Below are 14338 nucleotides of genomic sequence, written 5' to 3'. Positions count from 1 at the left end.
GCTACTGGACAGGAGCAGCCAAAGGCTCCACCGCTCCGACCTGCGTCAATCCCGCTTGACCGGCACGTAACGCCTTTTGGTTCTGGACCAACACCAGAACGCGAGGATCGTCTCTCAGGGATGCGAGGATCTTGTCCTTCGCCATCTCTGTTAGCAGGTCCATCCCATTCTCGCTTGCCATAGAGAGCGAGTGGATCATCTCCGCATCGTTGCCCGCCGCTGCATAGGTCTTCGCCATCTCCAGGCAGAATCGCGCTCTGTCCTCCGGCGAAAGGACATGCGCCGAGACCCCCGACGCATTCGACTTCGGTTTGAAGATATCCGGGTCCAGCTTCAGCGCAGTTGCAATCTCCTTGCGCGCCTTCTTGTACTCCTTCTGGTCGAAGTAAGCCATCCCCAGGTTGGAGTGATATATCGCGGAGTTCTTATCCAGCTTCATCGCCTTCTTGTAGTGATCGACCGCCGCCCCATACTGATGGCTGATGTAATCGACCGCCCCCAGATTGTTCCACGCCTCTGCATCCTTGCGGTTCACCTTCACCGCCTTCAGAAAGTACATCTCCGCCAGAACCGTATTCCTCAGCTCCAGTTGCGACACACCCATCTTCTTGTAGAGCGGTCCCGGATCGCCACCACGCTTCAACGCATAGCCATAGAACTCCAACGCATCCTCTGGAAACCGTCGAGCCCTGAGGATGTCCGCCTGCAACTCCATCTGCTGCGAAGTTGCAGTAGCAGGATCAGGAAGATGTTGTTGGATGCTCGCCCACTCTGGGCTCTGGTGCGCCAGCTCTCGACCGACACTACGATTCATATTTTGCTGGGCTGAGACAGGGAGAGCGAGAAGACCCAGGAAAAGGGAGGAAAGTACAGCAGGGAAGTGATGCCCCGGAAAACACATGACAGATACCCCCTTAGGAGTTCGGCCATCATCTTCCTCCTGCCCTCTACCACTGTCAAGGCCCGTCTATACAGGTTTTACCAAAATTCGATACATATTCAGTCGACCTAAGGCCACCTACGTCGCAGGCACTCCTCGCGCAGGCGCTTCGGGAAGCGTACTCACCGGGGCAACCGCCGGAACCGCCATTCCCTGCACCTTCAAAGCCAACCGGGGAAAGCTGAAACTCCCTCCCGCATCGTCGATCACATTCACCTGGCACACATACGTCCCCGGCTTCAACTGAGTCAGCGGCACATCAAACTGAAACGCTACCGCTCCCCGCTCCGGAATATTCACCGCGGTCGCCTCCACCAGCGCCGTCTCATATACCTTCACCCCACCCATCAGGAACTCGATGTTCGTCAACACCTTCACCGGCCCGGTCGTCCGCCGCACCAGCCCCGGAGAAGGAGCCTGCGCTGGAGCATCCTTCTGCCGCGAAGGATCGTACACCTCATACAGAAAATAAAGGTGCTGGTCCTGCCGAAACACATGCGGCACATTCGGAATCCACTCCACCCCATCGCGCACCAACGGATTCGTCCCTCCCGGACCACCCTTCTGCGTATTAGGAGTCTGCTGGCTCGACATCACAATCGAGCTCAGCTTCAGCGCCACCTTCTTCATATCCGGTACCTGCAGATCCGTCTCGAAGCTTCCCATCCGCCCCGTCTGATTCTCCCGCACCACAAACTTCAGGTGATATTTTCCCGGAGCCAACGTAAATCCTGTCGAATACTGGATATTCTTCCTCTGCACCTGCTGCGTCGCATCCAGCGCCAGCTTTACCGTATCGTGAATATTCCCAACCGCAATCCCCTGGGCATTCTTCACCTGCCCCAGGATATCGATGTTCGCCTTATCGCGATCTCCATTCTTCAGAAAGGGAATCTGCGATCCCGGCACAATCAGCGACACCGGCACAAAGAACCGGTTCTCATCCAGCCGGAAGTAAAGCGCCTGCAGATACACCGCAACATCCGTAGCCGGCAGATCGCTATGCAACTGCTCCGTCAACTGGATCTCGCGATCCTCCGTCTTCGAGTGCTGAAAGTCCGCCGGAGCATAGTACCCAGGCCGATAGTCCATCCTCGCATCCGTGCGGTTCAGCTTCACCGTCAGCCGCCGATACCCTCCATCCCGCGCCGGATTCGTCGATCGAAACCCAAGAATGTAGTAAGCCTCCGTATCATGCTGCACCTGCTGGAACGCCGGGGCAAAGTCATTCGAATCGAAGAACGCCTTACCGCCCGTATCGCTCGACAGCGTTCCCAGCGTCTCCTGCGAGCTGAAGTTCGAGTTCAACTGGTTCTGCATCGCCGCCCCGCTATACGCCGCCGTCCCACGCAGACTCCCCGTCGAAGCATTCCCCACTGGAGGCAGCGCCTCCAGCCCCCGCGAGTCCACGCTATAGATCGCCATGTTCGCCTTCACGGCCTCATTCGTCGCCGCACGCATACTCGCCTGGTTCTCGATCCCTTGCCGCGTCAGCCCACCCGAGAAGTACAACATGCTCTTCCTCTGGTCCACCCGCTCCAGCGATCGCGCAATCGTCCGAATCGCATACAACTGACGATCCGTATTCAACGCGTTGAACTCGCTGTCATCCGCCGTAAAAGAAGACGAGTCATCCGCGGTCCCATCTGTCACTCCGCCCTCGTTGCCCAGGGCAAACCCCGTAGACTCGCTCCCGTTGTACTTGTTCACCGCCTTCAGCAGAGCGTCCTTGTCCGCCGTAAAATCCTGATCCATACTCAACCCAGTCGCAAGACTCACCACCGACACCAGATCCGCCGGCTGCATCTTCTTCTGGATGTAATCCCTAGCTCCCTCCACCGCGCGATCGATATCCTCCGGCTGCATGCTGCTCAGATCGAAGAACATCACAATCAACCGATGATCCCGCAACTGCGCTGGATCCGCCGCCAGGTTCCTGTTCAGCAGATCCGCAATCGAAGCCTTCCCACTCACCGTGCTCTTCTCATTCAGCACCGCGGCCTCATCGACATTCTGATAGTCGAAGCTGGCGATCTTCTGCGGCTTCCCATTCTCCATCACCGTAAAGTCGCTGGCCTTCAACCCCTTCACCACCTCACCCGTCTTCTTATCCCGCACCACCACATTCGTCAGCACGATATCCGTCTGCACCTTCAACGTAAACGTCCCATCCCCACCCTGCTGCTGCGCCAACGCACCCAAAGGCGCGAGCCCCATCGCCCCAATCAGCATCGCCGCGATCCATCCTCTTGCAGCCACCAAACGCTCTAGCATCGTCACTCCCTAACCCTTAAAACCTGAACCGCGCCACAAACGTCAACTGCCGGGGCGACGCCGCCGAAAGCACCTGCCCAAAATTAGGCGAATTGATCGTCGTGCCTACCGCCGAATACTGCACCGTGTTCAGCGCATTCGATGCCGTGATCCGTCCTTCAAAGCTCCGCGTATCGCCAAGCGGCACCGTCCTGGAGAGCGAGCCGTCGATCGCCACCGTTCCCGGCAACTGAATCGAATTCCTCGAAGCATTCCCATAGGTCCCCGCCGCCGGCACAGCAAATGCCGCAGGATTGAACCAGTTCTTCAAAGTCCCAGCCCCCACAATCGACTGCCCCAGCACCCGATTCGGTCGCAGCGAACTCCCCGCGCCCGAAGCAATCTCCGCCGCCGTCCCCGCAAACACCGGCGTCCCATAAGGCCCCGTAGCAAACGTAAAATCGCCCGAGATGGAATACCCATCCAGAATCTTGCTCCACACGCCGCCCTTATTCAGAAACGCCCTGTTCGGCCCAAACGGCAGCTCGTAGATCCAATTGCCCGTCACCTTATGCCGAATATCGAAGGTGGAGTTACTCTCCTCCGCCTGCAGATTCAGGTCATTCTGCGCAATAGAGCTCGTCCCCTGTCCAATCGAAGAAGCATTATCGATCGAGTGCGCATACGTATAAGTAGCCTGCAGCGAGATCCCCTTCTGTAGCCGCTTCCTCGCATTGATCGCCAATGCATTGATCCGCGAGAACCCCAGCGAGTCCTCATAACGGAACTGCCCCGAAGCCGGATTCAGCACCCCGCTCGCAGTCCGGTTCGGAGCCCGCACAATATCCAGATCCCCGCCCATCCCGCCGTTGTACCCGACGTTCAGCACAATCCCCTCCGGCAGCGTCCGTTGAATATCCAAACTCCAAACCTGCACCAGCCCCAGCCGATAGTTCGGGTTCACCGCATAGTTGCTCTGCGTCGTCTGCGTCGAGCAGTTGAACCCATGAGTCAGCGTCATATTCGCCGTGGTGCACGTCGTCGGGCTCGCGCCGGAGGTCAGCGTATTCGTCTGCGTCACCGCGAACGGCTGCTGGAACGCCAGCGACTGCGCGAACGCCGCATACTGCCCCGTGTTGTAGTTGATCCCATACCCCGCCCGCACCACCGTCTGCTTCGTGAACTTGCTCTTCGGCTGCCACGCAATCCCCAGCCGCGGCGAGTACATCGTCTTATCCGGATTCACCAGCGACCGCGGCGACCCCACCGTGCATCCCGCCGCCACCGTCGCGCACACCTCGGAGATCGAGGTAAAGTCGGCATTGTGATTCAGGTTCGTCAGCCGGTTGTACTTCTCGACATACGGCGAAAAATACTCCCACCGCATCCCGATGTTCAGCGTCACATTCGACTTCACCCGGAAGTCGTCTTGCACATACCAGTCCAGTGCGTTGGCCCGCAGATAGATCTTGTTCAACCCCGCCTGAACACTCGTCTGCTGCGGCAACCCAATCAACAGGTCCGCCACCGGCGATCCGCTGGCAGCGAAGTTGCAAGGCTGCGTGCTCGAAGGAACGCAAGCCTGCTGCGCGGGATTCTCAGTCGCAAACCCCGAGAACGAGAACGACCCTAGCACCGGCGTCCCGCCAATCGAATCCGCATGGATGCGCCGCACATCGAAGCCCACCCTCACGTTGTGCTTCTTGAACCGGTACGACACAAAGTCCGAGAACGAGATCGTCTGGCTCACCTTATCGCTCGGCGTCACATCGCTCAGCCCGCTGAACTGCGTAAGGTTGACCGACGGCACGCCAAAATAAAACGGGTTGCCATAGATCGTCGGATCAGCCACAAACACCCCCGCTGCCGCCGCCGGATTAACCGCCGTATTCGTAAAGAAGTTCGATCCCGTACTGCGCGACCGGTTCCACGACAGCGTCGCCGTGCTGTTCATCCTGCCATACCCAATCGTATAGGCACTCGAAAGGCTGTATCCATCACTCTCCGACTGGCCGCCAAGCTGAGGCGAAAAGCTCTGCGAGCTACTCGCCGTGTGCCTATACGCGAAGCTCTCCGCAATACTCTGCCGCAACGCCAGCGGAGCGTTCTGCGCTTGCCTGCGTCCTCCCCCACCACCTCCGCCGCCCCGTCCTCCGCCAAACATCGGCGTATCACCAAAGCTCCGGTTGAACCGTGCTGAAGCCTGCGACGTGTGCGTCGTTGCATTCGTAATCGTCTGGAAGTTGCTCTGCGATCCCGTCGGCGTAATATTCGGCAGCGGATAGTAGTTCAACAGCGCCTGCCCCGAGGGGCTAATCTCCGTCTGTGGAATGCAAGCCGTAGGCGCCGAATTGATCGCATACAAAGCCGGCAGGCAATTCACCGCTCCATACGGACGTCCCGTACTCGGGTCGTAGACCGTACCCGCAGCCGATAGATCTCCCAGCCGCTCCGCCACCGTCGGCACAACCGCGGTCGTATTCGAAGGCAGCGTACTCCTCGTCCCCTGCACGCTGATAAAGACAAACTGCTTAGGATTCGGCTTCGTCAGCCCCGGTATATAAGGCGACCCCGTAAAACTCGCAATCAACGTATTCGTACTCGAAGGTGGCTTAGGAATAGGAATGCCTGTCGTCGAATATTGAGTCGCATTCAAAGCCGCGTTCGCCCCGGTATACGCAATCGACCCATGCGGCTGTGTAGGATTGAACCCTCGAAACCCGCCTCCGCCTCCGCCTCCCCCTCCACCACCGCCCCGGCCACCTCGTCCTCCGCCACCAAATCCTCCAAACCCGCCAGGCCCACCAAATCCACCCGGCCCACCGCCAGCCATCATCCCGCCCAGCATCCCCACCACGGCATTGGCGATATCCGCCTGCGCTCCACCCTGCCGCTGCGCCTGCGCCATGGCATCGCCAATCCGCTGCCGTATCTCATCCTCGTTGAAGTTCGCCAACCCATTCGTCTGCCCTACCTGCCCACTCACTGCAACCGAGTCCGTAGCCGCAGCATCACCCCCACCCAATCCCGCCAGCGAAGGCAACTGCGCCCCCGCATTGCCAGCCCCGGCGCTCGCATCCGAAAGATCCGCCTCGCCCCCCGTCAGACTGAGCGACTGCGTCCCCCGCACCAAAGAGCTCGCCCGCCCGCCAGCCGCAGTATTAGCCGCGCTCTGCTGCTGTTGCTCCACCCGCGAAGCCAGTTGCAATCCAAACTCCACCACCTGCTCCGGCTTCCCGCCATTCTCTCCAGAAGCATTGATCACCGCCTCCTGCGTCACACTAGCAAACGCCGCCAGATCCGCCTTCACTACATACCGGCCGTTACGCGGAATCGCCATCGCGAACGCTCCCGTAACATCCGTGCTGGTCGCATACTTCTTGCCCGTCAGCGTATTCGTCGCCGTCACCGCCACGCCCGGCAACGGAATCACACCCGCCTTCACCGTCCCTCGAATCACCCCCCCAGCCGCGACAGCGGGAGCAGCCGCCGGAGCCTGAACAGTTGGAGTCTCAACCGCCGGAGCCTGAACCGCAGCAGGAGCTTGTCCCGCAGCAGGCTCCGCACTCTGTCCCCAACCATACGAACCAGCCGCTACGACCAACACGAATACACTTGCACCGACAGGAAATCTCACTCGCCGCACATATCCCTCATTCCCGAAATGACCTTCAATCCCCCAGCCCCTACTGAACCGGCGGAGCAGCCGCCGCCCCACCCGCTGCAGGAGCCGCAGCCGGAGCACTTCCATCCGCATTCGGCCTCCGCCGCCTCGCCGCCGGGTCCATCACCCCAAGCTCCGTTGGCACGAACACTCCATGCTTCACCGCACCCTGACCGCCAACCATATCGCCTACCTTCACATCCGCCAGCGTGATGCTCTCCCCGCCGCCACCCGGCCGAGTCCCACCGGCAGGAGCGTCTCCACCCTGCCGCGGCATCATCCCCATTCCACCGCCATTCATCATCATCGCGCCGCGCCCGCCCCGCTTGAACGAGGTCCCTTCATCCACCTCGATCACCTGGCTCACCCCATCCGTCCGCAGGATCGTCAACTTCACCTCATCGATCGCCGTCACCTTCCCGATGATATAAATCTTGCCCATCCCCTCCCGCGCCTTCTTCACCTCTTCTGCGTCGATCACCATGACCATCGCCGCATGCACCGTCTTCGTCGGAGCATCCAGCACTCCCATCGCCCCCACGCCATCTCCCACCTTGATCTCCGCGACCTTCACCGGTTGCCGCGCCTTCATCAGGCGGGTGTTATCGGTGACGGTCACCTGATACACCTCGCCCTCCTCCGTCTTCACCGTCAGCCTGTCCGCCGCCACCGCCGTGATCGTCCCCCGAACCATCTGCCCCCCGGCAAACGCCCCCGGCCCCCGGCCATTTCCCGATCCAATACCGCCGCCCTCAGGCGCCTGCGCTCCAGCTACAACCGTGAGAGTCGCCATCACCGCCAACCAAACCCAAATCAGTCGTGCCTTCATACGTATCTCGCTCTCTCGGGCCCACCCCAACTCGTCCCGATTTCCCTCAGGGATTACACCATCCGCCGCTATCCGAAAAATAGCTCCTTGTGCTCATACAGACGCGATCCATCTCCGAAAGACGCTTCCACCCCGAAATTCTTCAGCCCTGGTCAGACCAATCTCCCGCCACCCCTGCACTACACTACCCGCATGCACGTTGTCGCTCCCAGCCCCGGTAACACCCATAACGAGACGCATTTTCAATCCACTGAGGCCGTCCGCGATGTCGTCATCGGCCTCTCCGACGGCCTCACCGTCCCCTTCGCCCTCGCCGCTGGCCTCTCCGGAGCCATCGCCTCCTCCCACATCGTCGTCCTCGCCGGGCTGGCCGAGATCGCCGCCGGCTCCATTGCCATGGGCCTCGGCGGCTACCTCGCCGCCCGCGGCGACGCCGAACACTACACCTCCGAGCGCCTCCGCGAAGAGCGCGAGATCGTCGACCGCACCCGCGACGAAGAAGAGGAGATCTATGAGATCTTCCAGCAGTACTCCGTCGACCGTACCGCCGCCACCCCCGTCCTCGACGCACTCAAGCAGAACCCCACCGCCTGGGTCGACTTCATGATGCGCTTCGAGCTCGGCCTGGAGAAGCCGTCCCCCAACCGCGCCTACCGCTCCGCCCTCACGATTGCTATCGCCTATATCGCCGGAGGCTTCGTCCCGCTCCTGCCCTACATGCTCGTGCACGACAGCGCAGAGGCCCTCAAGCTCTCCGTGGTCATCACCCTCATCGCCCTCGCCCTCTTCGGAGCCATCAAAGGCAAGCTCGTCGGCACCGGCTGGCTCCGCAGCGCCACTCAAACTATCCTCATCGGAGGCATCGCCGCCGCCGCAGCCTACCTCCTCGCTCGCCTCCTCAACGCCAGCCATATTTCATAAGGCTCCATAACGCAAGAGCGAATGCAGGAGCAAAATAAACCAACGAACCGCCCTACAATGGCATCACATCTGAGTTACTCACGAGAGCCGATATGACACCTATCGCAGAAACCCTAGCCTCCTCTACCCCCGCTGCGATCTCCCTTCTCGATCGCTTCCAGTCGGTCCGCGCTGCCACGCTCAACTTCTGCCGCCCCTTGTCGCCTGAAGACCTCATGGTCCAGTCCTCCCCCGAAGCCAGCCCTGTAAAATGGCACCTCGCCCACACCAGCTGGTTCTTTGAGACCTTTGTCCTCCGCGAGTTCGTCGCTGCCTACCAGCCGTTCCACCCTGACTTCCAGTGGCTCTTCAACAGCTACTACAACTCCCTCGGCGACATGCCGGAGAAGAAGCTCCGCGCCTCCTTCTCCCGACCGCCCCTCGACGCAATCCTCGCCTACCGCACCCACGTCGACACCGCCATCGCGCGCCTCCTCGAGCACCCCATCGAGGACGAAGCCGCCCGCCGCATCGGCCTAGGTCTGGAACATGAGCAGCAGCACCTCGAGCTCATCGCCACCGACGTCAAGCACGCCCTCTTCACCAACCCCCTCCACCCCGCCTACCTCGAAGCTCCACCCCTAACCGCCAGCAACCTCCCTGCGCCTCCGCAGGACTGGGTCGCCTTCCCCGGCGGTCTGACCCGAATCGGTGTCACCCCAGATCCTGCCGACCTCAACACCTTCGCCTTCGACAACGAGACCCCACAGCACCAGGTCTTCCTCGCCCCTTACTCCCTCGCCACCCGCCTCGTCACCTGCGCCGAGTACCTCGCCTTCATCGAAGAAGGCGGCTACACCCGCCCCGAGCTCTGGCTCTCCGAGGGCTGGACCACCATCCGCAACGAGGGCTGGCAAGCGCCCCTCTACTGGCAGCGCGACAACGCCACCGAATCCGGCTGGTGTGTCTACACCCTCCACGGCTTCATCCCCCTCTCCGACCTCTCCGAGACCCCCGTCTGCCACCTCAGCTTCTTCGAGGCCGACGCCTACGCCCGCTGGGCCGGCTACCGCCTCCCCACCGAGTTCGAATGGGAGCACGCCGCCTCCCAGCAGCCCCACCACGGCAACCTGCTCGAGTCCAACCACCTCCACCCCATCCCCGCCGCCTCCATCCCCGGCCTCCAGCAGATCTACGGCGACGTCTGGGAGTGGACCCAGTCCGGCTACACCGGATACCCCGGCTACAAACCCCTCCCCGGAGCCCTCGGCGAGTACAACGGCAAATTCATGTCCTCCCAGGTCGTCCTCCGCGGAGGCTCCTGCGGCACGCCTACCACCCATATCCGAGCCACCTACCGAAACTTCTTCTCCCCGGCCACCCGCTGGCAGTTCTCCGGCCTCCGCCTGGCCCAGGACAATCCAGATAACCCAGACAACCCAGGAACAACCTAACGGATCTCCACCAGCCAGCAAGACCCATCCGGGAATAGAGGAAGAAATAGGTCGAAATCCTCTCTCGGATGCATCACAATCAGACAGCGGTGGAGCCAGAGCCTTGAAGTAGCCGTCGCCACGTCGCAACGCACTCCAGAGGAACCTACGTGTCATCATCTACCGTCGCAGCAGAACCCCTCCTGACCGCCACCTCTGAAGCCGTCGCCCGCGAGGCCCAAGCCGGCCTCACCGCCAACCCCAAGACCCTCTCTCCCTGGCTCTTCTACGACGAAGCCGGCTCCCGCCTCTTCGAGCAGATCACCCAGCTCCCCGAGTACTACCTCACCCGCACCGAGCGCGGCATCTTCACCACCTACGCCGACGACATCATCCGCCACGCCGCCGCCAGCGACCTCGCCTCTTCTCCAGCTCTCACCCTCATCGAGCTCGGCGCCGGCACCGCCACCAAGACCGGCATCCTCCTCGCCGCCGCCGTCCGCCAGCAGGGAAGCATCGTCTACCAGCCCGTGGACGTCTCCGAGTCCGCCCTCGCCGAAGCCTCCGAGAACATCCTCGCCAACATCCCCGGCGTCACCGTCCGCTGCCAGGTCGCCGACTACACCCGCGAGCCGCTCCCCCTCGACCGCCTCCCCAACACCCGCACCCTGGCCCTCTACATCGGCTCCAGCATCGGCAACTTCTCCCCCACCGACGCCGTCGACGTCCTCAGCAACCTCCGCGACCAGCTTCAGCCCGGAGACGTGCTCCTCCTCGGCACCGACCTCGCGCCCGGCCCCCACAAGACCACCGCTGACCTCCTCGCCGCCTACGACGACGCCTCCGGCACCACCGCCGCCTTCAACCTCAACGTCCTCACCCGCCTCAACCGCGACCTCGGCGCCAACTTCAACATCGCCGCCTTCGGCCACAAGGCCATCTGGAACCCCACCGAGTCCCGCATCGAGATGCACCTCGAATCCCTCCGCCCCCAGACCGTAACCATCCCCGCCACCGCAACCACCCCCAAACTCACCCTTCACTTCCGCCAGGGCGAGACCATCCACACCGAGAACAGCCACAAGTTCTCCCCCGCCGCCATCTCGTCCCTGCTGTCCCAATCTCGCTTCGCCACCTCCCAGACCTGGCACGACCCCAACCACCTCTTCGCTGTCACCTTGGCCACCGCGCTCTAACCCAGCTCTCCTGTACCCCTATAGGAGAGCCGCCCTTATGACGCCTTACAGATCCGAAGTCCGCGGTAAAAGCGCAGCCTGCCCCCGATAGATCCCGTCACCATCCGTAAGCTGCCACACGATCGCATCTTCGATCCAGAATCGTCTCCCGGACTTCGTAATGCGGATCCCGCGATAGCCCGCAACAAACCCATTCTGTTGCACCTCATCGAGAAACCTCTGCCGCTCACTCCGTTCAGGTGCCTCTGCCGAGAGGCGCGACGGCAGCGCGGTCAGCTCCTCCCAGGAGTATTCGAACCGCTCCTGCACCGTCTTGTTCCCATACACAAAAATGGGATCGTCCGCCGTATTGTGCGCGAGCACTCCGAAGGGAGCATCTTCATAAAGCCACCGCGCCGCATCCTCCGGGCGAACCTCACTCGGCACCAAAGGCCGGTGAACCAGTCTCTCAAAGCTACCCGACAGTAACTCGTAAAACGCTTGGTCGTAACGTAAGTCCATAGATCAGTATCTCAATTCCTCCACGCCGCCCGCAACGGGCCTCCACCTCTCAAACCTTGACCCATCCGCACTTAGTCAGAAGCATCTAGTCCAACGCCACTTATCGATAAAATGGAGAACCTCTCACAGCCCCAACCTACGGAATAAACCGAAACACCCAGTGTTTCCTACTCAAGAAGTTGAGCAGGGAGTACTAGAAAATCGCTTCAATGTCGGGAAGACGGCATACACAAGGCACCCGCCCGGGAGCCAGTCTCACTCCGGCACTTCGATGATGAGCCCTCGTAAACAGGCCACACATCGATAGCAGAACGGTTCATCCGGGCACCACACCCTGTTCGACAACCCAGAAGGAAGCGGGGGAGGGAAGTCCTCCACGCGAGGCCACAGTTATAACCCATACCCACACCCATAACGTAGAGAGTTCAAAAATAGCCCACAGAGCCGTAAGGGGAAACGCATGAAGATCAACCACAGCGTCGATTTTGTCACCCGTCCCGTATCAATCTACTTCGATCTCCTCACCCCAGAGGAGAGTCCAGACGAGTTCGAAGACTCCGAGCAGAAGCCGCTCATCGTAATGCTTCACGGCGGCGCTCACACCGGAACCTGCTACCTCAGAACAGCCGAAGGTCTACCCGGCTGGGCCTACCACTTCGCATCCCGCGGCTACACCGTCGCCGTGCCGGATTGGCCCGGTCACGGGCGCAGCGGCGCGCTCGATCTGAGCATCCTCACCGGAGAGCGCGTCTGCCAGGCCCTGTGCTCGCTCCTCTCCCACCTCGACAGACCGGTCATCCTGTTGAGCCACGGCATGTCCAGCGCCTTCGGCTGGAGACTCACCGAGCTCTGCGGCGACAACATCCTCGCCCACGTAGCAATCGCGCCCGCGCCTCCCGGCAACATCCATCCCGAGCCCGAGGTCCTCTGCGACAACGAAGACGGCCTGCTGATCCGCACACCGTTCCGCATCTCGAACTTCCCGAAAGAAAACGCCTTCCTGGCCACCCCCGAGTTCGCCGCGACCCACTTTGTAGGAGGCAGCCGCCACTTCTCCAAAGAAGGACTCGTCTCATACACCGCCCTGCTGACCCACACCGGCCTCCGCCTGCTGCACGAGCGGCTGAACGTCTACGGCTCCCAGCTGCGCGTACAAGACACAACCTGCTTCATCGGGAAGCCTGTAATGGTCGTCACCGGCGGAGAAGATCTCGACCACCCCCGCCACGTAGACAAAGCCATAGCCGACTGGATCGCAGAACAGGGCGCCTCGGTAAACTTCGCCTGGCTGCCCGACTACGGCATCACAGGCAACGGACACATGCTCATGATGGAGCGCAACAGCGACCAGATCGCCGACGTCATCCTCGACTGGCTCGATGCCCGCTTCGGCTGGCAAACCCACGACCTCCCATCGGAGGCAGCCTGGCTCTCCATGATGGCAACTCACAAATAAAGGGAGAAGCTAAAGGAAGAAGCCGGACTAACGGAGAAACTGAACTTCGCCGTTGCTGTTGCTTCTTGCACCCATCATCCTTCACTCAGTGAAGGACCCCTGTATTAGCAGTTGCTGTTGTAGTTGTTCTTGTAATTGCCGTTGCGTTTGCATTTGCAGTCAGGATTAGCGCACGGCTTTAGCTCTACGAAAAAGAACACCCAAACACAAACCACCCATCCTGAGATCGCCTAATCGCAAGATGGCTGAGGAACCACAACCCCTCCCTACCACGCCATTAACACAAACATCCCACAAAATTTGTCATCCTGAGCGAAGTAACTCGCAGCTTCATCGCGAGTTACGCAGTCGAAGGACCTGCGGTTGTCTTTGCAGTTGCAGTTGTAGTTGCAGTTGCAGTTGTAGTTGTAGTTGTAGTTGCGGTTGCACTTGCAGTTGTTTGTTTTACGCGTTGCCCTCCCCAACCCAAACAGCCCGGGTGCCCCATTCTTCGCGCTTTTGCGAAGGGTGGGAAACACAATCTGTTTTCGCAGTAATAACCTCGCCCACTCACCTAAGCTTCAGAACAAATAAGATTTCGTCGAGATAGGCTCCATCCAGCAAGACGGCCTCTGGAACTGTACCAATCTGCTGGAAACCAGCGGATCTAAAAATTCGTTGGCTAGCGACGTTGTTCGATAGAACCGATGCTTCCAGTTGATGAAAGCAGTCAAGCACTTCAGACCGACCCAATAAATTCTGTAGGAGACGACTACCTATCTTGCGCGACCACATCGTCGGGTGAACGCTCATGCCAAGCGTGGCGCGATGGCGATTCCTAAGCTTTGGAAGCTGCTCCATAAACAGCACGCCAAGCAGCCTCTCATCATGAAAAGCCCCGAGAGCCAGGTTGCATCCGCTAGTCCGGAAGGTCCGAAGATACGTGCGCTCTTCTACCTCGCTGATGGTGAATTCTTCACGAGAAGTCACCGTCCTCTTCGCAACCTCAAGAACAGAACGAACGAGGTCCAAAACCGCCGCCGCGTCATCCTCGATAAGATCCCTAAACGTCAACTGCAAAGCGTTGGCTTCGGTCATGGACACAAGAATATCGACGTGCTTCGTTGGAAAACATCTGGATCTAGCCGAGTGAGAGAACTGAGAGCCTTCCCTGGTCATTGCTTCCC

General features: G+C 60.4%; 10 protein-coding genes. 4 read left to right on the top strand and 6 right to left on the bottom strand.

Annotated features, from left to right (window positions below):
* Window position 1: 1 nt before the first annotated feature.
* From HB393_RS23935 to HB393_RS23920, 4 genes are all read right to left on the bottom strand, one after another.
* Window positions 2–814, bottom strand: a complete 813-nt coding sequence (locus HB393_RS23935) for a tetratricopeptide repeat protein (RefSeq protein ID WP_213807746.1) — start codon at window positions 812–814, stop codon at window positions 2–4.
* 204 nt (window positions 815–1018) lie between these two features.
* The gene (locus HB393_RS23930) at window positions 1019–3214 is read right to left on the bottom strand and encodes a VWA domain-containing protein (RefSeq protein WP_213807745.1); all 2196 of its coding nucleotides are present in this window, start codon (window positions 3212–3214) and stop codon (window positions 1019–1021) included.
* 16 nt (window positions 3215–3230) lie between these two features.
* The gene (locus HB393_RS23925) at window positions 3231–6950 is read right to left on the bottom strand and encodes a carboxypeptidase-like regulatory domain-containing protein (protein ID WP_255551562.1); all 3720 of its coding nucleotides are present in this window, start codon (window positions 6948–6950) and stop codon (window positions 3231–3233) included.
* Window positions 6880–7686 carry a DUF5666 domain-containing protein gene (locus tag HB393_RS23920; RefSeq protein ID WP_213807744.1) on the bottom strand — a complete coding sequence of 269 codons (807 nt, stop codon included), beginning with the start codon at window positions 7684–7686 and terminating at the stop codon, window positions 6880–6882. Before HB393_RS23920 ends, HB393_RS23925 begins: the two co-directional genes overlap by 71 nt.
* A 192-nt stretch (window positions 7687–7878) precedes the next feature.
* On the opposite strand from HB393_RS23920, the gene HB393_RS23915 reads away from it, so the two are divergent.
* The 3 genes from HB393_RS23915 to egtD all read left to right on the top strand — a co-directional run bounded on the left by HB393_RS23915 (window position 7879) and on the right by egtD (window position 11215).
* A complete protein-coding gene (locus tag HB393_RS23915; protein WP_213807743.1) occupies window positions 7879–8607 on the top strand; it encodes a VIT1/CCC1 transporter family protein in 729 nt (242 codons plus the stop codon).
* A gap of 92 nt (window positions 8608–8699) precedes the next feature.
* Window positions 8700–10040: an ergothioneine biosynthesis protein EgtB gene (gene egtB, locus HB393_RS23910; protein WP_213807742.1), complete on the top strand. Its 1341-nt coding sequence runs from the start codon at window positions 8700–8702 to the stop codon at window positions 10038–10040.
* A 149-nt stretch (window positions 10041–10189) separates the two neighbouring features.
* Window positions 10190–11215 (top strand): L-histidine N(alpha)-methyltransferase, encoded by a 1026-nt coding sequence (gene egtD, locus HB393_RS23905; RefSeq protein ID WP_213807741.1) that lies wholly within the window; start codon window positions 10190–10192, stop codon window positions 11213–11215.
* Window positions 11216–11260: 45 nt separating this feature from the next.
* Here the strand turns inward: egtD and HB393_RS23900 are convergent, their stop codons facing one another.
* The gene (locus tag HB393_RS23900; protein WP_213807740.1) at window positions 11261–11716 is read right to left on the bottom strand and encodes an MEKHLA domain-containing protein; all 456 of its coding nucleotides are present in this window, start codon (window positions 11714–11716) and stop codon (window positions 11261–11263) included.
* Window positions 11717–12176: 460 nt separating this feature from the next.
* On the opposite strand from HB393_RS23900, the gene HB393_RS23895 reads away from it, so the two are divergent.
* Window positions 12177–13172: an alpha/beta fold hydrolase gene (locus tag HB393_RS23895; RefSeq protein WP_213807739.1), complete on the top strand. Its 996-nt coding sequence runs from the start codon at window positions 12177–12179 to the stop codon at window positions 13170–13172.
* A 549-nt stretch (window positions 13173–13721) separates the two neighbouring features.
* Here the strand turns inward: HB393_RS23895 and HB393_RS23890 are convergent.
* On the bottom strand, window positions 13722–14338 hold a 617-nt coding region (locus HB393_RS23890; RefSeq protein ID WP_213807738.1), incomplete at its 5' end, for a GNAT family N-acetyltransferase.

Source organism: Granulicella sp. dw_53 (assembly GCF_018449545.1).
Taxonomy (GTDB): domain Bacteria; phylum Acidobacteriota; class Terriglobia; order Terriglobales; family Acidobacteriaceae; genus Edaphobacter.
Note: the sequence above shows the minus strand (reverse complement) of the source record. Positions and strands in the feature narration are given on the sequence as shown.

Bases quoted from the DNA above. Each gene is read 5' to 3' on its own strand.
- HB393_RS23930 (WP_213807745.1), bottom strand. From the start codon at position 3,214: ATGCTAGAGCGTTTGGTGGCTGCAAGAGGATGGATCGCGGCGATGCTG.
- HB393_RS23920 (WP_213807744.1), bottom strand. From the start codon at position 7,686: ATGAAGGCACGACTGATTTGGGTTTGGTTGGCGGTGATGGCGACTCTC.
- HB393_RS23915 (WP_213807743.1), top strand. From the start codon at position 7,879: ATGCACGTTGTCGCTCCCAGCCCCGGTAACACCCATAACGAGACGCAT.
- HB393_RS23925 (WP_255551562.1), bottom strand. From the start codon at position 6,950: ATGCGGATGGAAGTGCTCCGGCTGCGGCTCCTGCAGCGGGTGGGGCGG.
- HB393_RS23935 (WP_213807746.1), bottom strand. From the start codon at position 814: ATGAATCGTAGTGTCGGTCGAGAGCTGGCGCACCAGAGCCCAGAGTGG.
- HB393_RS23900 (WP_213807740.1), bottom strand. From the start codon at position 11,716: ATGGACTTACGTTACGACCAAGCGTTTTACGAGTTACTGTCGGGTAGC.
- HB393_RS23895 (WP_213807739.1), top strand. From the start codon at position 12,177: ATGAAGATCAACCACAGCGTCGATTTTGTCACCCGTCCCGTATCAATC.
- egtB (WP_213807742.1), top strand. From the start codon at position 8,700: ATGACACCTATCGCAGAAACCCTAGCCTCCTCTACCCCCGCTGCGATC.